We start from the raw sequence: 18,251 nt of genomic DNA on the forward strand, positions 1-18,251 counted from the left end.
CTGAGCCTGTCGAAGGGTGGGCGGTTAAGCCGATCATGGTTCGACAAGCTCACCACGAACGGCTTAACCTGAAACTGTCCCACCTTAAGTGGATAGCCGGTTCGGGTTACAGGATTTATTTTGGAGAGAAGGACAATCATATTGTTGTGTTGCTCTGTGGCGGCGACAAAGGCAGCTAAAGCAAAGACATCGAAGAGCAATATCTTCGTGACCATCCCGAAGAAGTGGATGATTACATCAACGTCCTTTTCGATGAATACGCGGAAAGCGGCGATACTGCCGCTCTGCTATCGTCTTTGCGTGTGGTTAGTCGCGTTAAGGGCGTGAGCCGGATCGCAGAAACCTCCGGTCTTAGCCGCAAGGGGGTACAAAAAGCCCTTTCCGAGAACGGCAATCCGCAATTTGGCAGCGTCAATGCTATTATGCATGCAATGGGCTATCGCCTGACCCCGCAAAAACTGCATAATGCACACCATCTCCATAAATAATTAGCGGATATACGCTATATGCTCTTGCCGGACACGAAGATGATCGAATGCCATGATTGGATAAGAGCGCTACTGCGTCCAAGTCTATTAGACCATAACACTGAACGAAGAAACCAAATTCCTTAATTAAGCAACAGCTTCTTGGCCGATATTATGACTTAACTGGTTTTTGTATAAATCGATAATCGGGAAACATAACTCATAGTCTCCCCAAATTAATTCCCCATATTCAAGGTGAAATTTAGAAAATTCTTCTGGGTCAAGATAGCGCCGAATATCGGGATGTCGAGCATTAGTTAAAAATGGCTTGAAATCAATAATCTGTTGTTTACCATCATCAAATGTTAGATGCAGGCGATAATCGTCTACTTGTTGTACCGCAATGATATTGATTGTTACTTGGTTCATTTCAATCTCTTCGTAATACGTTCTGGTTTTACAGGTTTGTGCAATACGAAAAAATCAATCCATTTTTGGACAATATTATCAGCGTGTACACTGACAACTTCTTTAAAGTATTGCATTTCACGAAAAGTAAGTGATGCTCTTCCCGCTACATTGGCATAGCTAATTTCAGTTACCTTGCCGTTTAAAATAATAATTTCCGCCTTCGATTCCCGTCCTTGGCATTTTCCATGAACATGTACTGGTTCGTGTTCATTGGCATAAAACATGATAATTAAACCAAAGTATTCATACAACTTGGGCATGATTTTTCCAACAAACAAAACAATGTTTTATTTTACGCCTGTTGCTGGAAAACAGCCTATTTCAAACGAAATTTATTTCAACTTAAGAGTTTGAAAATTTCGCGGCTAATGTGTCACATGAGAATGTTATTGAAATTATCCATATCCTGCATGGATCGCGAAATTATGAGGTGTTATTGTTTCCAATCTGGTAGTTATAGAAAGCTTGTTTTGCTTATGCTTACCAGCAATTAATGGTTGCGCCGTTTCCATCCGTTACGGTTAAAGGTGTTTTTACTCCGGTATTATCTATTGTCAAAGCAGCGCAAGTATCGTTTGCAACAGGTGTTGCTGTTAAAGTATACGTTGAGGCAGTGGCTGCGGAAATAGTTAGATTATAAGTTGTAGTTCCACCCGAAAGAGGCACAACAGCGGGAAATAATGCGGATTGTGGACTGCCTATATCGGTAGGTGCACCCTGTGTTCCCGCAGCCTGAAGATATCCAGTGATTTCATGCTGCATTCTCCACATTTCCATCGCATTGGCAAAAGATACCAAAGCCCCTTGTGCTTCTGCGCGTCTGCTTCTAGCCATTTGTTCAGCATAACTGGGGTACGTAATAGCCGCTAAGATACCCATAATAGACAGCGCTATCAGTAATTCAATTAACGTAAAGCCGTTTATTTTTGCTCTCATAAATATTTATATAAATTTAAAACCGTTAAAACACTGATGACAAATAACGGTTATGGGTTAGTAACGCTCACTCTTCCCGATGGGGCAATGGTTAATGTTCGCCTTGCCGGACTGCCATCTGCAAGCGTAAAACTGATAGTAATCGGCGCAGCTGATGTTAACCGGCCATCAGATCGATACCTGGGGGTTTCATCTGTAGCAGTCACCTTAACACCAGAGGCTGTGGAATATCTTTGCATTACATTAGCAGGAACACCCGAAACATTTCTAAACACATACCATTCATCGCTTCCATCGGCAACACTATCGATACTAACCCCTGCATATATTACTTGCTTGATCGAGGTACTACGCGCTAATTGCAATGCAATAACCATATCATTTACCGATGCCGTTAAACGATTCTCAGCCATTGTGGATCTAAAACTAGGCAAGCCGAATCCTAACGTGATAGCCATTATCGCGACAACACTTATTAATTCAATCAGCGTAAAACCTTGGTTGCAACGTATTTTAGTTGTGTTCATAAATAAAATTTAATTTACTCCAAGGAAAGAAAAAGCCTACAAAATCTTCAGCATACTAAAACATTAACTATGTCTAGTATGCTGAAGCTATGAATTAAAAAATTAGCGTTATTGGCCAGCGGCTGCTTTTGTCCTCGCTGATTCCTGTGCAGCTGCTTTTGCTTCCGCCCGAGTATCCTTGACTGCCTCTGGCATTGTAATTTCACGCCAGCTTATAGGGCCGCTTTCACCATTTATCAGTGTTACGCAAGTGTTAGTGCTTGCATCACGTACTTGAGGCGCATTGCAGACCACAGGGGGAGCTGTTACACAAGTATTGGTTGCTTCATCACGTATTTTTGGCAACTTACACTTAACCGGTGTTACACAGGTGTTAGTGGCAGGGTTACGTACTTCAGGTTCCGTGCAAACAACGTCTGGTGGATTTATACATGCGCTATTTGTTGCGTCAGGCACTAATGGAGTAGTGCAAACAATGGGTGGTGGCGTTACGCAGCCGTTAGCTACCGAATCAAACACATCTGGCGCAGTGCAAGAAATAGGTGGCGGGTTTATACAGGTGTTAGTGGCACTATCACGTACTTTTGGAGCAGTACAGACTACGGGTGGCGGGTCTATACAGGCGCTATTTGTTGCATCAGGCACTTGCGGTGCGGTACAAGTGACAGGTGTTATGCAGGTGTTAGTAGCTTCGTTACGTACTTGCGGTGTAATACACGTAACTGGCGGCGGTGTTACACAGGTATTAGTAGCTGCGTCACGTACTTTTGGGGTCGTACAAACAACGGGTGGAGGGGTTACACAGGTGTTTGTTGAGGCATTAAGCACTTCTGGTTCGATGCAAACAGGGGGAGCGGCACATATCCCTGCTGATATAGGCGGACATTGACCATTGATTCTAAACACATCATCATGGTGAGTTAAATGAGTATTCAATGCATTGACACTGATTTGGATATTTTGATAATTTTCAGGATTGCCTGGAGGGAAATGGCAAATATTAACTTTTTTACCATCATTACTCATTGCCTGACTGGGTATTGGAGTTTTAGTCACGGGAATTCCACAATTGGTGGGAATGGGCGGTGACGGTATAAGTGGAGTACAATTGCTACAATCAACTGCACTAAATGGGGTGACATGAATGGCAATAATCACATCATTAAAATCATTATCACTGGTGTAACCAAAGTCATTATTTGAAGCGCTTTGGCGATTAAGATCCTCAAATGCTAATACCATGAGCTGTTTTTCGGGGTAAGAAAATAATATAGTGTGGGCTTGTTGATTAGTCGCTGTGGCGGGTTCTGGGTTAAAGCGTTTGATGGTGCGGAATATCTTGCTAACCGCTTTATTTGAATCAACAGCACCAGTATGGGTTCCTTTACCATTGACAACCGTTTGCCAGCCATTACCTACAATGGTAAAGCCAATAGCATCATTGGCGGCAAATTGCCCCAGATCGACTGTTTTGCCAAATTGCAGAACCGTATCTGAAAAGTTGGGAAATATGATGGTATCTATCACACTAGAAACCGCTAATGTTGTCAGACTTGCGGTATTAAACTTAAAAAATCCAACTGAATTTTCGTAACCTGCGCCTTCGCTCACATAAGAAACTTTTACATTAGCAGGCGCTTTTAAAAAAACATTCGCACCAAGATCATTGGTCAGCTGCGCCAATACTGTAGGATTGCTGGCGATAGACTGCCCCTCTGGTAGGCGATTTAGCACAGATGTTAATAAGTCAGCAGGCATGGCGCTACTTTTATCAGTCATGCCATTGGGCTGGCCAGTAGCAGAATTGTACCCGCCTGCCAAATATTTCCACGAAGTCGCCTGAGCACTACTCGAAGCTACGGTAAAGCCTATCGCTAAACACGCGGTTGCCAAAAAAAGCGCAGAATTTTTTCGTATATGGGTTAATGGACGATTCAACACGGGTATGCGAATCGTTTTTAATAACGTTTTCTTGGTGATAATCATAGTATTTATCCTCGGTTTAGATTTTAAAAAACGGCCTATAGCTTTATTTTCTTCACATACAACCCGTTTACGGGTTTAAATCATTTGAACAGTCAATCTCAAATTTTGATTCGACAGTACGCTGGGCATCATTTGCATCACGTAACCGGACATGCACGGTATAAACCTCTATAGGACAGGCCTGAATATTTCGCGACGTCTCTGTCCACGCCGTTCCAGAAGTCAAACTTCCCGCTGCATTCAATTTTTGACAAGCATTAACCTCATCAAGGGAAGGCCTTGCTGGTAAGGGTTGGGGGCGAGGAGGACACAGAGGGTTACCCTCGCTATCCTCTGCGTCCAAAAGGAAATTAATGTTGTAGGGGCAAAGGCTGCCTTCTTTTACATTACGCACCCAATTATCGGGACTAGTAGGCGTGGCATTGCCGGTATTATTGTCTATGTAACTGTACAGGCATCTGGCTTCATTACCTGTATCGATATAATTGGAAATGCAATGCTCCGCCTGTATTGTGGCGGTAACATCGGCGGGTAAACCAACAAGCGTACCCGTTGTATGTGGTATGGGATGTATGGAGTTAGTGGTGCCACTTTTACAATGATGGGCATTTCTTTCATCAGTGCCTATAAAGCCATCACCATCAATATCTACATAACGCAGCGCCTCCAAAATAGCCTGCGTTTGTCGTAAAGCGATGTCAATAGAGGCTTGGGCACTGACTTGTTGAGTAGCATTCGTGGCTATATTGATTTGGACTTTGTTTTGCCTGATCATGCTAACACTTGCCAACGTTAACAGTACCAGCATAACCAAACTAAACGCTAAAACTGCCCCGTGTTGATTTTTTAAAGTGGTGTGTTTCATATTAAATCTCATAGAAGGTGATTACGAAGCGCAATGGTCGTGGTAAACACTTTGTACAACTGCCGCTGGTCGCCGACTGGCGGCGGATGAGGGACACCATTAAGGGTATATGCCACAGGGGGATTCAAAACTGGATCGGGAGGGTCATTCCTTAAAAACTTCTCCTCACTTCTTATTACGAAAGATAATCGAACACTGACAATGTCTAGCCACAATTCAGGTGAACCCACCGGTATCGTAGCTGCATCGACATAGTAATCCGCCGAACCGTCAGCACCCGGATCCACGCCATAACTAACTTCAAACTTGACAACATTGTTGATAAGATCAACTGGATTAATAGCTGGATTTGGGGTGAAGTTGCTGGTACTGGTACAGTTTTTAATACAGGTTGCCGTCGTCGCCGCAGTATTCACCCGCTCTCTTTGAGCTGTACATGACAAAATCAAGTCATTAGGATGATTAGGAAGATCAGGGCGCAGATAAAAATAGATGCTAACCACATGCGGCACTGATTCTGGGTCACCCACCAGAGCAGGATCTAATGAATTTAACGGGTCTACTGGAAAAACCAATGGATCTATTTGATCTAGCGGATTAGAAAGAATATTTTGAGTACAAGGTGAGTTACTGTTACTGGAGACAGTATTAAAATTAGCACTTAAATCTTGAGCATCCAATAATTGATAGCGGATCAAGAAGGCATCGTTAGCCGGTGAGGTTGCATCGCCTTTAATATATTCTTCGCCCTCAAACTTTAAGCCCATTCCTAGTAAATCAAAGTTGCGGCGCGGCCCTAGTACATTATCAGACCATAAAAATATTTTATCAGCACCTCCATTGGTATCCGACGGACTTCTTAATCCGCCAGTGCGGCGGATTTCTTTTTGCAATACTTCTTGCACGTAACTGCTGTCATCTGCCATGGTTGCCATAGCGCGTTGTATTTGGTTAGTTTTTTTCATATGCAAAAACAAACTACTGATACCAGCAATGACAGTTAAACTTAAAACCAAACTAATCATTAACTCAACCAGACTCATCCCGTGTTGTTTATTCATGGCTGAATCTCCAGCTGAAAATTGTTTTGGGCAATCGTAGGATCATCAACCTGCTGATGATTACGATCCCAGCTGATGGTCAGACAAAGCCTGCTTCCAGTATTATCTGTGCAAACCGTGCTGAGTGGATCGAGCACTGGGCTAGCGGCAACTGTGGCAGTTGCACCAGCAATTCTGCTTCGTACATTACTTTGCCAGGCACAATAATCGAAAGTTGCCATTTCATCCGCTGAGCAAGGAGCCGCAAAATCGCAGCTTTTATCGCACGGCGTGTCAGCCGGTATTGAAGCTGCATCTTGCCATGCCACTGCATTTGCTTTGATACGATCACTCATCTCATACGCCAGCGAAGACGCTTGCGTATAAAAAAACGCATCCTGATTATCTTTTAACGCTATCGTTTGCATAGCCGCTAAACCCAACAAGCCTATGGCCATGATGACAGTTGCCACTAACACCTCGACCAGCGTGAAACCCTTGACAACCTGATAACCCAACATCGACCTATTACTCCTAAACCTGTACAAACATTTATATGAAATTAATTCTAGTTGAGATTTTAAAGCTTACAACTGACGTTAGCCTTTGGATGCCAATGCACGCAATAAACAACACAAACGCTATGGCTCAGTCCACAAGGCTTATATAAACGCTCTGCTTAAAATTAAGTGACTAAACACAACAATTACAAATTATTAAAGCAAAATTCGCGCCAAAATTTATTTATAATTAAAATTCAATTACTTAAATAAAAATCCACAAAAAACTAGGCGCGAGCTTACCCTCCCCATAAGACATTTTTTGTCACCATGAGCCAAAATTTGGCAGAATTTGAATGAAGAGAGGTGTTAAAATAGAACTAGATTAAACAGCTAGCTGATAAAGGAACCGATATGCAAACCGAAAAATGGTCGCTACAAGATGCCAAAAATAAACTCAGTGCTTTAGTGGATGCCGCGCAACATGGCAAAGCTCAGATTGTGACGCGTCGAGGCATACCAGCAGCGGTTGTGGTGTCTTTTGAAGAATTTGAAAAACTGCAACGCCTTGAAACAATGCAATCACCGTCATTTATAGATCATTTGCTGAGCATGCCTACCGATGACCTTGCATTTGAACGAATGGATATTGGCTTAAGAGATTTTGAATAATGCCTTATTTACTGGACACTGATATTCTTTCCGCCATTCGTCGTAAACAACGCGATAGCAATCTTGAAAAATGGCTACGTAGCATCACATCCTCAGAGCTTTTTTTAAGCGTCGTCACAGTGGGTGAAGTTGAACGCGGCATTACCCAGCAACGGCGTGTTAATCCCAAATTTGCTGACGATCTAGACAGTTGGCTGAATACCATTTTGCACCGCTACGAACAGCGTATCTTGCCTTTAACAACCGCTATCGCCCGCCGATGGGGCCAGCTAAGCGGTGAACTTGGACACAACAATGCCGACTTAATGATTGCAGCTACCGCACTGGAACACAATCTAGTTGTGGTGACGCGTAACACGCGTCATTTTGAACCGACCAAAGTTACCCTACTTAATCCTTATCTTTAAACTGTGGGCTAAGACTGGGCGGTTTTGTGGGCAACTGATATAATCACAAAACAGCCCTCTTCCAAAGGAACACGCCATGCAAACCAATACCTCACCACCGCCTACGCTTGATGATATTTTGCGTTTATTTCAAGAAACTGACCGTCTTATTAAAGAAAGGCAAAAAGAAACTGACCGCCTTATCAAAGAAAGCCAAAAAGAAGCTGACCGCAAATTTCAGGAAAACGAGCGTCTTATCAAAGAAAACGAGCGCTTTATCAAAGAAAGCCAAAAAGAAATGGCCTTATCAATTAAAGCGGTTAATACCGCTATTGGTAAACTGGGCAATCGCTTGGGCGAGTTTGTCGAAGAAGCCGTACGGCCTTCTGCGGTGCGATTATTTCGTGAGTGCGGTATTGATGTGCATGAAGTTCAGCAAAACATTGTTGCCAAACGCAACGGTGAAACCCTGGAACTGGATTTATTAGTAATCAACGATAAAGATGCCGTTGCCATTGAATGCAAAAGCCATCTCAGTATTGATGACGTTAACGAGCACATAGCCCGTCTGGAAAAAATCAAACGTCTGTTGCCGCGTTACAAAGACAACCGCATGTTAGGCGCGGTCGCCGGTATGGTCATTCCTGAAAACGTAGCGCTGTATGCGATACGCAAAGGCTTATATGTCATCGGCCAAAATGGCGATCATTTAGAATTGCGCAATGAATCGGTATTTATTCCAAAAACCTGGGGATGATGCTGTTGAAGCTTTATCTCTAGCTTAACCATACAACTCTTCCACAATCACTGTTAAACCCACCGATTCCAAAGTAACGCTATCATCGCCCGCAAAACATTCACGTTGCCATTCGGTGCGACGACGATAGATTTCCAGATAAGGCGACTCCTGCGATAGCAACACAAGTTCCTGCAAACTCTCCAGCATCTGGTAAGCCAAACGCTTTTCGGTGCGGTCAATACGCTGCGTAGAATCAGACAGCACTTCCACAATCAGGCAAGGACGCTCGTTATAATAACGGTCAGTTTCATCTTCGCAGGCGACATGTATATCAGGATAGTAAAAACGCACATCGTTAGCGCGTTGCACTTTTACCTTCATATCCGATTGAAACGGCTCGCAAGGCGTACCCTCCAAATACTGCGCCAATCGCAAAAAAAGTCGTCCACTGACACGATTATGTTCACGACTTGCCCCACCCATAGCATAAACAAGCCCATTGACATACTCATGGCGAGCCTCCATAAGATTGTCATTTTCCTGTAGCAAATAGGCTTCAGGTGTTAAAATGTGTTCAATTTTGACGGCAAGATTGGTCATAGCAACTCCGTATTAATAGAGATTATGTTATATTCTTAAAAGAATAATACTCGCTCATTTAGAGCAATGTCTATGCGTTTTTATTGTTTAAAATCCGCTTAAAAATACAGATAAGTCTGGTATTACCCGCGTGTTCGCTCTAAAATGCTGGGTTAATAAAACTGTAAGTATTCACCTCCCCCTTTGAAAAAGGGGGATCGAGGGGGATTTATTTAAAAAATCTCCCCTAACCCCTCTTTTTCAAATAGGGGGACTAAATGATTACATAAAATTTATTCAACCCGTTACCGACAGCCCAAACGGACGGATTTTTAAAACCTACAAAGGTTATCAATGACTGATTTTAAACTGACCCATCTCAAACAACTGGAAGCCGAAAGCATTCATATCATCCGTGAGGTTGCGGCGGAATTTGAACGTCCGGTGATGCTGTATTCCATCGGCAAAGATTCTGCCGTGATGCTGCATTTAACCATGAAGGCGTTTTATCCGGGCAAGCCGCCCTTCCCTTTAATGCACATTGATACCACCTGGAAATTTCAGGAAATGATCAGCTTCCGTGATGATCTGGTTAAAAAACTGGGCCTGGAACTGATTGTCCATATTAATCAAGACGGCGTAGACCAAGGCATTGGGCCGTTTACCCACGGCAGTAAAAAACACACCGACGTGATGAAAACCGACGGCTTAAAGCAAGCCCTGAACAAATATCAGTTTGATGCGGCGTTTGGTGGCGCTAGGCGCGATGAAGAAAAATCCCGCGCCAAAGAGCGGGTGTATTCCTTCCGTGATAAAAACCACCGCTGGGATCCTAAAAACCAGCGTCCTGAATTATGGAATATCTACAACGGCAAAATTGATAAAGGCGAAAGCATCCGTGTTTTCCCGCTGTCTAATTGGACTGAACTGGATATTTGGCAGTATATTCATCTGGAAAGCATCCCGATTGTGCCGTTATATTTTGCTAAAGAACGTCCCGTGGTTAACCGCGACGGTATGTTAATCATGGTGGATGATGAGCGTATGCCGATAGCCGAAAACGAAAAAGTTGAAATGAAAATGGTGCGTTTCCGTACTTTAGGCTGCTATCCATTGACGGGTGCAGTGGAATCCACAGCAACGACTTTGCCCGAGATTATTCAGGAAATGTTATTGACCACAACTTCTGAGCGGCAAGGTCGTTTAATTGACCATGATCAGGCGGGTTCTATGGAACAGAAAAAACGCGAAGGTTACTTCTAAAGCAGCTACTGGGAATATCTATGATTAACAGTGTCCAGCTAAAAAACTTTGGCCCGCTTACCGAGCTAGATTGGCAACACTTAGGCCAAATTAATCTAGTAATTGGTAATAACGGCTGTGGCAAATCGTTTTTGCTTAAAGCCTTGTACACTGCTGTGCGTACTTTGGAGGATTTCAAACGCGGTGATAATCCAGACAGTGCTGCCGAGATTTTGGCAGATAAACTGTTTTGGACTTTTCAAGCTGAAAAGATTAGTGATTTGGTCAGTAAAAAAGCAGAATCATCTTTAGTATTTGAATTAATTTTTGATGATAAATCATTTAGTTATAGCTTTGGCAAAGACACTACAAAAGTCATTCATTTAGAAAATCAGGCAACGCCCCGCCCTGATAACTCTATTTTCTTACCTGCCAAAGAAGTGTTGTCCTTACACCATATTATTTTAAAATCCAGGCAACAAGATCAAGTGTTTGGTTTTGATGATACCTATTTGGATTTAGCGAAAGCCTTACAAACAAGACCCTCCAATGTAAAAAAATATTTCGGTTTTAGGGAAGCCGGTGGCGGAGCATCACCATTAAATTACGGTAGTTTTTACAGACCTGACCCATCAAAAAAAGGACAGGGCTCCAACGATTTCGATAGTTCACGTCAGCTTTTGGAAAGCATGATTGGCGGGACAATTGAATATGATGAAACAAATCGCTGGTATTTCAAAAAAAACGGCCAACGTTTCCCAATGGGTACTACTGCTGAAGGTATTAAAAAAATTGCAATTTTAGATTTCTTATTGGGCAACGGCCACTTAAACGAAAACTCCATAATTTTTATTGACGAGCCTGAATCTGCCCTACATCCAGAAGCCATCTCCAAACTGCTGGATATTATCGCTATACTCGCCAAACACAGTATTCAGTTTTTTATGGCAAGCCATTCTTACTTTGTCATCAAAAAATTGTTCCTGATTGCACAAGAGCAAAAAATGTCGATTCCAGTGCTTTCTTATGAAAATGACGCTTGGCAACAATCTAATCTAAAAGATGAAATGCCCGATAACCCAATCATTGATGAGTCGATTAAACTTTATAAAGAAGAAATAAACTTACCTGCCTAATGACAACCGAAACAATTATTGAATCGGGTATGTCGTTTGGGCCTTTTTCTGATGGGCATTGCTTTTATATTGAAAAAAGCCAGACCCTCAAAGACATTAATAAACACGAAGGTATTCGGATAGCAGAATTTTTATTGCTTAACACAGAAAATAATCGAACTGTTGTTAGCATTGTTGAAGCAAAAACCAGCTCTCCTCAACCTAAAAGCCATGAAAACTATGCCAGTTATATTAACGAAATAAAAGAAAAATTAACCAATAGCCTGGCATTGTTTGTATCTTTTAATTTACAGCGTTATCCTGCTGGCCATGCTGAATTACCGGATAATTTTAAACAGCTTCAAATAGCCAATATACATTTTGAGTTGATTTTAGTCGTCAAAAATAGCAAAAGCGAATGGTTAATACCGCTATCCGATGACCTTAAAAAAGCACTCAAGCCAACCGTTAAAATTTGGAATTTATCGCCCACCTCTGTCAAAGTATTTAATGAGGAAGAGGCGAAAGTAAAAAAATTAGTCAGTTAAAACCAGGGCAGTACTGTACGCTGCAATCATTATTTTAGGAAAACCCATGTCCCACCAATCCGAACTCATCAGCACCGACATCAACGCCTACCTGACACAGCACGAAAACAAGGAATTGCTGCGTTTTTTAACCTGCGGCAATGTCGATGACGGCAAATCCACCTTAATTGGCCGCTTGCTGCACGATTCCAAAATGATCTACGAAGACCAGTTGGCCGCCGTGCAAGCCGACAGCGTAAAATCTGGCACTACCGGCGCTGGCAAAATAGACTTGGCCTTGCTGGTCGATGGCCTGCAAGCCGAGCGCGAACAAGGCATCACCATCGATGTCGCCTACCGATATTTTTCCACCTCGACACGCAAATTTATTATTGCCGACACCCCAGGCCACGAACAATACACCCGCAACATGGCCACCGGCGCTTCCACCTGTGATCTGGCGATTATTTTGATTGATGCCCGTTACGGCGTGCAAACCCAAACCAAGCGCCACAGCTTTATTGCCTCGTTATTGGGCATTAAGCACATTATCGTAGCCATTAATAAGATGGATTTGGCCGGTTACAGCGAAGCCGTGTTCAATAGCATCAAGCAAGATTACATGGCATTCACGCAATCGCTGGATTTGCAGGACATCCATTTCATCCCGATGTCGGCACTGGATGGCGATAACGTCGTTAACCCCAGCGAAAATATGCCTTGGTTTACCGGCCAGCCGATGATGGAATTGCTCAACAGCATCGAAATCATGAGCGACCGTAACTTTACCGATGCGCGTTTACCCGTGCAATATGTTAACCGCCCTAACCTGGATTTTCGTGGCTTTTGTGGCACGATTGCCTCCGGCATCTTTAACAAAGGCGATACCGTCACTGCCCTGCCATCCGGCAAAAAAAGCACCATCAAATCTATCGTCACGTATGATGGTGAACTGGAATCGGCATTTACCTCAATGGCCGTCACCTTAACACTGGATGATGAAATCGATGTCAGTCGCGGCGATATATTGGTGGGCACGACTACATCCACCATCACGGTAGCCGATAAATTTAACGCCACCATTGTATGGATGGCCGACGCTGCCTTGACGCCAGGACGGCAATACACCATCAAACTGGCTACCCGCAGCGTAGCAGGCTCGGTGGCTATGATCCACCACCGCATTGATGTCAATACCTTGGAACACCATGATGCCAACACCTTGCAGCTCAACGAAATCGGCTCGTGTGCGATTTCAGTAACTGCACCGGTGGTATACGACACTTATAAAACTAACAAAGGCACCGGTGCGTTTATTATTATCGACCGCTTGACCAACGGCACCGTCGGTGCGGGCATGATTACCGGCACGGTCGATGAAAGCTTGCAACTGCCGGTCAGTAGCGATGACCGCGCCGCGCGATTTGGCCAAATAGCCAGCATTGTGTCTTTAACAGGTGATGCCGGTAACGCACTTGCGTATCAATTGGAACGTAAACTGTTTGATAATGGCCATGCTGCCACGGTACTGGAAAGCCAGGATACGGCGCTGATGCAAGCCATTAAAAACGCGGGTTTGATTGGACTTTGCATCAATAGCCCAAGCGAATTGGCTGATGTGGTGTTTGATTGCAACCAAAACACAATTGATGACATTTACAATGCGCTGAAAAGACAAAAAATTATTTTTTAGCACCTCCTGTAATCATCAAAAACAATTAAAAGCCGCTATAAAACAGGTGAGAATTTAAATATACCGGTTGGGGTAACGGCAGGAACCCCAACGACTGACTGCTCATTGTAACGGGTGATATTATGAAAAAGGTGATTCTACTATTTATGGTAATCATGATAATGGTTACCCTGGGTTGTGAAGGCAATACCACCGGCCAGTATAGACATAAGCCTGGCCATCATAATGACAAAATAGAAAAACCTGTAAACTGAAAATCTACCACCAGTCGGCAATAAAATCATTTTGATTATACGTATTGCTTTATTGCTGTTTCTATCTGCACTGGCGGTATTTTTAGTAGCGGATGTATTGCTCAGGTTATCAATACCTGTGCTGCCAGATACCCTAAATCCAATCGGGATAGCACTGCTGTTTAGCGCCTTCATTCTATTACTCGCCAACGGTTTTGCACTAATTTCTAAATTGACTGCCAAAACTGTCTTTGATTACTTTTCCAGCCACCAACGACTGCAACGCAGACTTTTATTTATTGCGCAAAAACAGCAGGAAATCATACGGTTGTTTCATTTGAAAACCGCAAAAATTAGCTATCTTTCCGAATTAAAAAGACAACGCCTGCTTGATAAAAACAACCAGAAACATCTGCAAATGTTAAGTAAGGCGATTGATCAACAGCTATTAGCCCTCAAAAACCATATTCCTGAAACCCAGTATAAACACCTGCAAGCGCAACACATTTGTTATAAAAATAACCAGAACATCAACGCTCTGTTAGAATTGCAGCAACAAATAGCGGCTATTATACAAGCATGATGTTACTCAAAAACTGGCTATCTCAGTTCATGGAATTGCTCCATTCTGTCAAAGATGAAAACCTGCAATGGCAAAATAAAAATCAGGCGCAACAGACCAAACTCAAACACGCAAAAATACTCGCTGAAAATGCGCTGGCAGCTAAGTTAAAAATGAAAAGCGTACAGTTGGAACACGAAATTAGCCTGCTTAAAATCCGCCATGACAGCGAGCTATCCATGTTTAAAACCAAGTGCAATCAGGATATTAAAGACTATGAGCAATACCTGAATGCTTTGGATAAACTTAAAAAATCCATACAAAGCAGTTACACGCATTTGCCGGAAGCGGTTGCTTTTACCATCCATCATCACGCTAAATATTTGCTCAATAAAATGTGGGAAGCAGAGGACATGCAACAAAAAATGAACTACGAAATGCAGCTGATTACCTTCATGACCACCGTGCATGAAGATGCCAAATTACAGCTGGAAGGCCTAGCGACAAAACCATTACCTGAAAATACCCTAAAGTTGATTCAGCAATAGTTAAGATTTCTCACGTAATATAGCCGTGCCGGTTAATCCGGCACACATCAACGCTTAACATAAGGAAAGGAAAGCAGCATGATCCCCGTCATTTTATCAGGTGGCTCTGGCACACGGCTTTGGCCGCTGTCGCGCGGACAATATCCCAAACAATTTTTACCCCTGGTATCCAAATACACCATGGTGCAGGAAACTTTACTCCGCTTAGACGGCCTTGCAGACTTAAAAGCGCCTATTGCCGTGTGTAATGAAGATCATCGTTTTATTATGGCCGAGCAGCTGCGGGAAATTGACGCGCACCCTGCGGCGATTATTCTTGAACCGGTCGGCAAAAATACCGCGCCTGCCGTTGCCGTGGCGGCCTTAACCGCCGCGTCCGAAAATGATGTGTTGCTGATACTGCCAGCAGATCACGTCATTGCCAATACCGCAGCATTCCATAAGGCGGTTATGCAAGCCAAACAAATGGCCGAGCAAGGCTTTTTGGTGACCTTTGGCATCGTCCCAACAGAACCACAAACTGGCTACGGTTACATTAAAAGCGGCGACTTGCTACAGGAAAGTGCCTTTAAAGTAGCGGGCTTTGTTGAAAAACCCGATAAAGAAACTGCGGCCCGCTATCTACAAAGTGGCGATTATTTCTGGAACAGCGGCATGTTCGCGTTTACTGCGGGTACTTTTTTACGGGAACTGGAAAAATTCAACCCCGACATGTTATCTGCCTGCAAACAAGCATTAGCCGCAGCAAAAGCCGATATGGATTTTACCAGACTGGATAAAGTTCTGTTTTCAGCGTGCCCTTCCGACTCTATCGATTATGCGGTTATGGAAAAAACTGACAAAGCGGTCGTTATTCCCCTGTCAGCAGGCTGGAATGATGTCGGTTCGTGGTCAGCATTATGGGATGTTATCCCTAAAGATGAATCGGGCAATGCCATTAGTGGCGATGTATTGGCGGTAGACAGCAGCAATTCCTTCATCTACTCAGAGAATAAACTGGTGACGGTTATTGGTGTCCACAATTTGGTAGTGGTTGAAACCAGCGATGCGGTAATGGTGGCCAGTAAAGATAAAGTCCAGGAAGTTAAACAGATCGTCGACCAGTTAAAAAAACTAGGCCGCAGCGAAGCCCAAACGCACCGTAAAGTGTTCCGGCCCTGGGGACATTATGATTCGGTGGATTGCGGTGAGCGCCATCAAACCAAACGCATTGTTGTTAAACCAGGTGCTAAGTTATCGCTGCAAAAACATCATCACCGCGCCGAACATTGGGTGGTGGTAAAAGGCACCGCCTTAGTCAGTAAAGGCGATGAACAAGTCTTGATTACCGAGAATGAATCGACTTATATTCCGTTGGGCGTGGTACATTCCCTGGAAAATCCAGGCGTTATTCCATTGGAGATTGTTGAGGTGCAATCCGGCAGTTATCTGGGCGAAGATGATATTGTCCGGTTTGGAGATCAATACGGTCGCGTGTAGCCAAACGACAAACTTTTTTAGTTATTAACTTACCCCCATTAAAAAATAAGGAAATCATTACAATGACAAGAAAAATTACCAAAGCAGTTTTCCCAGTTGCCGGTTTAGGCACACGCTTTTTACCGGCTACCAAAGCCAGCCCGAAGGAAATGCTGCCTATTGTTGATAAACCGTTAATTCAATATGCCGTTGAAGAAGCGGTGGCAGCAGGGATTGATACCATGGTATTTATCACCGGGCGCAGCAAAAACGCTATTACCGATCATTTTGATAAAGCCTATGAACTGGAAAAAGAACTGGAAGCTAGAAATAAGACGGAAACCCTGAGTATATTACGCAATATCCTCCCCTCCCATGTCTCTTGCGTATTTATCCGCCAGTCGGAAGCCTTAGGCCTTGGCCATGCCGTGTATTGCGCCAGACCTGTGATAGGCGATGAACCGTTTGCCGTAATATTGGCAGATGATTTGATTGAAGATTCCACCCGTGGCTGCATGGCGCAAATGGTGAGTTTGTATGAAAAGAAACATACGTCAATTTTGGGTGTAGAACGTATTAATCCAGCCGATACCGGCAGTTACGGTATTGTCAGGACTGGTGAGTTTACCGGTGAATTTGGTCCCATCGAAATGATTGTTGAAAAACCGAAACCTGCCGATGCACCGTCCAATCTGGCGGTGGTGGGGCGTTATATTTTAACGCCAGGTATTTTTGATAAGCTAAAAAACATTCCACGGGGTGCCGGCGGGGAAATCCAGCTAACTGACGGAATTGCTGAACTGATGAAAGATGAGCAAGTATTAGCCTATGAATTTGAAGGAAAACGTTATGACTGCGGCAGTAAATTAGGTTTTTTGATTGCCACGGTAGAACATGGCTTATTGCACAACGAGTTAAAAGATGACTTTTTGGCCTATTTGAAAGAACTGACCAAAAGTCAAAACTTCTAAACTTCGCTTGTTACACGCTCTGTTTGGTACATTAACAGAGCGTGTAGCTTCCCATAAACAGTTTCTGCGCCATCAATTCTCTACAGTAATTGCCTATTTAGCAGGGCCATAATTACCGAGACCATTACCCACACTGCCAGGGGGTCTATAGATACCGTAATCACCTAATTGCTGCTGATGCTGCAATCCATCATCATGACGCCGCTCATGTCGACCTTCATGGCCATGGCGGCGGCGATGATCATCAGCATCATTATCAAAACCATTGCGGTATCCCATACCTGCACCATAATTCGGTTGCCCATAGCGATAACCTGGTATCAGCGTGTTATAGCCATTGGTTCTATTTTGATTTCCTGCCTGCTCGGCTAACCGTTGTGCAGCCAAAGCCTGCTGTTCAGATGCAGTAGCGCTGCGCTGTAACGCATTCAATTCCGCCTGCTTATCCAGCTCGGCCTGACGCTGTTTTTCCGCGTTAACTTTGGCTTGCTCACTAGCTTCCTGCTCATCGCGCCACGCTTGCAATCTAATCCGCGCCTGCTCTTCTTGTTGCGACGTCATCGGCTTAATATCAATAACCGCCTGTTTTTCCGAAGGCGATGCACAAGGCGTTTGCTGATATTCAGGAACACCGTTAGATGACTTGCACTTAAACACTTCCGCGCTTAGCGTAAAAGCTGTTAATGCTAATAGTACACCTAAGATTTTATTCACAGCTTATACCTCATGGAAAC

22 protein-coding genes are annotated in these 18,251 nt (G+C 43.6%); 12 read left to right on the forward strand and 10 right to left on the reverse strand.

Annotated elements, in window-relative coordinates; translation table 11 throughout:
* The first annotated feature begins 188 nt into the window (after window positions 1–188).
* Window positions 189–488: an addiction module antidote protein gene (locus ACHZC4_RS15735; protein ID WP_394754887.1), complete on the forward strand. Its 300-nt coding sequence runs from the start codon at window positions 189–191 to the stop codon at window positions 486–488.
* A 126-nt stretch (window positions 489–614) separates the two neighbouring features.
* On the opposite strand, the gene ACHZC4_RS15740 is transcribed toward ACHZC4_RS15735, so the two are convergent.
* The 8 genes from ACHZC4_RS15740 to pilV form a co-directional block, all read right to left on the reverse strand.
* Entirely contained in the window at window positions 615–896 is a 282-nt protein-coding gene (locus ACHZC4_RS15740) for a DUF2442 domain-containing protein (RefSeq protein ID WP_394754824.1), read from the reverse strand.
* Window positions 893–1,198 (reverse strand): DUF4160 domain-containing protein, encoded by a 306-nt coding sequence (locus ACHZC4_RS15745; RefSeq protein WP_394754825.1) that lies wholly within the window; start codon window positions 1,196–1,198, stop codon window positions 893–895. Before ACHZC4_RS15745 ends, ACHZC4_RS15740 begins: the two co-directional genes overlap by 4 nt.
* Before the next feature lie 220 nt (window positions 1,199–1,418).
* Entirely contained in the window at window positions 1,419–1,874 is a 456-nt protein-coding gene (locus ACHZC4_RS15750) for a type IV pilin protein (RefSeq protein WP_394754826.1), read from the reverse strand.
* 50 nt (window positions 1,875–1,924) lie between these two features.
* Window positions 1,925–2,401: a GspH/FimT family pseudopilin gene (locus ACHZC4_RS15755; protein WP_394754827.1), complete on the reverse strand. Its 477-nt coding sequence runs from the start codon at window positions 2,399–2,401 to the stop codon at window positions 1,925–1,927.
* A 108-nt stretch (window positions 2,402–2,509) separates the two neighbouring features.
* Window positions 2,510–4,387 (reverse strand): DUF4114 domain-containing protein, encoded by a 1,878-nt coding sequence (locus tag ACHZC4_RS15760; protein WP_394754828.1) that lies wholly within the window; start codon window positions 4,385–4,387, stop codon window positions 2,510–2,512.
* 67 nt (window positions 4,388–4,454) lie between these two features.
* Window positions 4,455–5,252 (reverse strand): hypothetical protein, encoded by a 798-nt coding sequence (locus tag ACHZC4_RS15765; protein WP_394754829.1) that lies wholly within the window; start codon window positions 5,250–5,252, stop codon window positions 4,455–4,457.
* 8 nt (window positions 5,253–5,260) lie between these two features.
* Window positions 5,261–6,313, reverse strand: coding sequence for a PilW family protein (locus ACHZC4_RS15770; protein ID WP_394754830.1), 1,053 nt, complete (start codon window positions 6,311–6,313; stop codon window positions 5,261–5,263).
* Complete coding sequence (pilV, locus tag ACHZC4_RS15775) at window positions 6,310–6,813, reverse strand: type IV pilus modification protein PilV (RefSeq protein ID WP_394754831.1); 504 nt, start codon at window positions 6,811–6,813, stop codon at window positions 6,310–6,312. The genes ACHZC4_RS15770 and pilV overlap by 4 nt, the downstream gene beginning before the upstream one ends.
* A gap of 393 nt (window positions 6,814–7,206) precedes the next feature.
* On the opposite strand from pilV, the gene ACHZC4_RS15780 reads away from it, so the two are divergent.
* The 3 genes from ACHZC4_RS15780 to ACHZC4_RS15790 all read left to right on the forward strand — a co-directional run bounded on the left by ACHZC4_RS15780 (window position 7,207) and on the right by ACHZC4_RS15790 (window position 8,607).
* Window positions 7,207–7,464 carry a type II toxin-antitoxin system Phd/YefM family antitoxin gene (locus ACHZC4_RS15780; protein WP_394754832.1) on the forward strand — a complete coding sequence of 86 codons (258 nt, stop codon included), beginning with the start codon at window positions 7,207–7,209 and terminating at the stop codon, window positions 7,462–7,464.
* A complete protein-coding gene (locus tag ACHZC4_RS15785; RefSeq protein ID WP_394754833.1) occupies window positions 7,464–7,871 on the forward strand; it encodes a type II toxin-antitoxin system VapC family toxin in 408 nt (135 codons plus the stop codon). Before ACHZC4_RS15780 ends, ACHZC4_RS15785 begins: the two co-directional genes overlap by 1 nt.
* A 76-nt stretch (window positions 7,872–7,947) precedes the next feature.
* Window positions 7,948–8,607, forward strand: a complete 660-nt coding sequence (locus ACHZC4_RS15790; RefSeq protein WP_394754834.1) for a DUF3782 domain-containing protein — start codon at window positions 7,948–7,950, stop codon at window positions 8,605–8,607.
* 24 nt (window positions 8,608–8,631) lie between these two features.
* Here ACHZC4_RS15790 and ACHZC4_RS15795 read toward each other — a convergent pair whose 3' ends face one another.
* Window positions 8,632–9,189 carry a Uma2 family endonuclease gene (locus ACHZC4_RS15795; RefSeq protein ID WP_394754835.1) on the reverse strand — a complete coding sequence of 186 codons (558 nt, stop codon included), beginning with the start codon at window positions 9,187–9,189 and terminating at the stop codon, window positions 8,632–8,634.
* Between the two features lie 333 nt (window positions 9,190–9,522).
* Between ACHZC4_RS15795 and cysD the strand changes: the two genes are divergently transcribed.
* The 8 genes from cysD (at window position 9,523) to galU (ending at window position 17,517) form a co-directional block, all read left to right on the forward strand.
* On the forward strand, window positions 9,523–10,431 hold the full coding sequence (gene cysD / locus ACHZC4_RS15800) for a sulfate adenylyltransferase subunit CysD (RefSeq protein ID WP_394754836.1): 909 nt from the start codon (window positions 9,523–9,525) through the stop codon (window positions 10,429–10,431).
* 20 nt (window positions 10,432–10,451) lie between these two features.
* The gene (locus ACHZC4_RS15805) at window positions 10,452–11,546 is read left to right on the forward strand and encodes an AAA family ATPase (protein WP_394754837.1); all 1,095 of its coding nucleotides are present in this window, start codon (window positions 10,452–10,454) and stop codon (window positions 11,544–11,546) included.
* The gene (locus tag ACHZC4_RS15810) at window positions 11,546–12,073 is read left to right on the forward strand and encodes a hypothetical protein (protein WP_394754838.1); all 528 of its coding nucleotides are present in this window, start codon (window positions 11,546–11,548) and stop codon (window positions 12,071–12,073) included. The genes ACHZC4_RS15805 and ACHZC4_RS15810 overlap by 1 nt, the downstream gene beginning before the upstream one ends.
* A 46-nt stretch (window positions 12,074–12,119) precedes the next feature.
* On the forward strand, window positions 12,120–13,745 hold the full coding sequence (cysN, locus tag ACHZC4_RS15815; RefSeq protein ID WP_394754839.1) for a sulfate adenylyltransferase subunit CysN: 1,626 nt from the start codon (window positions 12,120–12,122) through the stop codon (window positions 13,743–13,745).
* Window positions 13,746–14,030: 285 nt separating this feature from the next.
* Window positions 14,031–14,561 (forward strand): hypothetical protein, encoded by a 531-nt coding sequence (locus ACHZC4_RS15820; protein WP_394754840.1) that lies wholly within the window; start codon window positions 14,031–14,033, stop codon window positions 14,559–14,561.
* The gene (locus tag ACHZC4_RS15825) at window positions 14,558–15,088 is read left to right on the forward strand and encodes a hypothetical protein (protein WP_394754841.1); all 531 of its coding nucleotides are present in this window, start codon (window positions 14,558–14,560) and stop codon (window positions 15,086–15,088) included. Before ACHZC4_RS15820 ends, ACHZC4_RS15825 begins: the two co-directional genes overlap by 4 nt.
* 78 nt (window positions 15,089–15,166) lie before the next feature.
* Complete coding sequence (locus tag ACHZC4_RS15830) at window positions 15,167–16,567, forward strand: mannose-1-phosphate guanylyltransferase/mannose-6-phosphate isomerase (protein ID WP_394754842.1); 1,401 nt, start codon at window positions 15,167–15,169, stop codon at window positions 16,565–16,567.
* 62 nt (window positions 16,568–16,629) lie between these two features.
* Window positions 16,630–17,517, forward strand: coding sequence for a UTP--glucose-1-phosphate uridylyltransferase GalU (gene galU / locus ACHZC4_RS15835; RefSeq protein WP_394754843.1), 888 nt, complete (start codon window positions 16,630–16,632; stop codon window positions 17,515–17,517).
* Between the two features lie 93 nt (window positions 17,518–17,610).
* On the opposite strand, the gene ACHZC4_RS15840 is transcribed toward galU, so the two are convergent.
* Window positions 17,611–18,231 (reverse strand): DUF4124 domain-containing protein, encoded by a 621-nt coding sequence (locus tag ACHZC4_RS15840; RefSeq protein WP_394754844.1) that lies wholly within the window; start codon window positions 18,229–18,231, stop codon window positions 17,611–17,613.
* Window positions 18,232–18,251 lie beyond the last annotated feature (20 nt).

This window comes from Crenothrix sp., from assembly GCF_043729335.1.
Taxonomy (GTDB): Bacteria; Pseudomonadota; Gammaproteobacteria; order Methylococcales; family Methylomonadaceae; genus Crenothrix.

What these genes read in the sequence shown, in the direction of transcription:
- ACHZC4_RS15830 (WP_394754842.1), top strand. Translation starts at nt 15,167, where the DNA reads ATGATCCCCGTCATTTTATCAGGTGGCTCTGGCACACGGCTTTGGCCG.
- ACHZC4_RS15795 (WP_394754835.1), bottom strand. Translation starts at nt 9,189, where the DNA reads ATGACCAATCTTGCCGTCAAAATTGAACACATTTTAACACCTGAAGCC.
- ACHZC4_RS15825 (WP_394754841.1), top strand. Translation starts at nt 14,558, where the DNA reads ATGATGTTACTCAAAAACTGGCTATCTCAGTTCATGGAATTGCTCCAT.
- ACHZC4_RS15760 (WP_394754828.1), bottom strand. Translation starts at nt 4,387, where the DNA reads ATGATTATCACCAAGAAAACGTTATTAAAAACGATTCGCATACCCGTG.
- galU (WP_394754843.1), top strand. Translation starts at nt 16,630, where the DNA reads ATGACAAGAAAAATTACCAAAGCAGTTTTCCCAGTTGCCGGTTTAGGC.
- ACHZC4_RS15750 (WP_394754826.1), bottom strand. Translation starts at nt 1,874, where the DNA reads ATGAGAGCAAAAATAAACGGCTTTACGTTAATTGAATTACTGATAGCG.
- pilV (WP_394754831.1), bottom strand. Translation starts at nt 6,813, where the DNA reads ATGTTGGGTTATCAGGTTGTCAAGGGTTTCACGCTGGTCGAGGTGTTA.
- ACHZC4_RS15765 (WP_394754829.1), bottom strand. Translation starts at nt 5,252, where the DNA reads ATGAAACACACCACTTTAAAAAATCAACACGGGGCAGTTTTAGCGTTT.
- ACHZC4_RS15740 (WP_394754824.1), bottom strand. Translation starts at nt 896, where the DNA reads ATGAACCAAGTAACAATCAATATCATTGCGGTACAACAAGTAGACGAT.
- ACHZC4_RS15745 (WP_394754825.1), bottom strand. Translation starts at nt 1,198, where the DNA reads ATGCCCAAGTTGTATGAATACTTTGGTTTAATTATCATGTTTTATGCC.
- ACHZC4_RS15810 (WP_394754838.1), top strand. Translation starts at nt 11,546, where the DNA reads ATGACAACCGAAACAATTATTGAATCGGGTATGTCGTTTGGGCCTTTT.
- ACHZC4_RS15785 (WP_394754833.1), top strand. Translation starts at nt 7,464, where the DNA reads ATGCCTTATTTACTGGACACTGATATTCTTTCCGCCATTCGTCGTAAA.
- cysN (WP_394754839.1), top strand. Translation starts at nt 12,120, where the DNA reads ATGTCCCACCAATCCGAACTCATCAGCACCGACATCAACGCCTACCTG.
- ACHZC4_RS15770 (WP_394754830.1), bottom strand. Translation starts at nt 6,313, where the DNA reads ATGAATAAACAACACGGGATGAGTCTGGTTGAGTTAATGATTAGTTTG.
- ACHZC4_RS15755 (WP_394754827.1), bottom strand. Translation starts at nt 2,401, where the DNA reads ATGAACACAACTAAAATACGTTGCAACCAAGGTTTTACGCTGATTGAA.
- ACHZC4_RS15805 (WP_394754837.1), top strand. Translation starts at nt 10,452, where the DNA reads ATGATTAACAGTGTCCAGCTAAAAAACTTTGGCCCGCTTACCGAGCTA.
- ACHZC4_RS15790 (WP_394754834.1), top strand. Translation starts at nt 7,948, where the DNA reads ATGCAAACCAATACCTCACCACCGCCTACGCTTGATGATATTTTGCGT.
- ACHZC4_RS15780 (WP_394754832.1), top strand. Translation starts at nt 7,207, where the DNA reads ATGCAAACCGAAAAATGGTCGCTACAAGATGCCAAAAATAAACTCAGT.
- cysD (WP_394754836.1), top strand. Translation starts at nt 9,523, where the DNA reads ATGACTGATTTTAAACTGACCCATCTCAAACAACTGGAAGCCGAAAGC.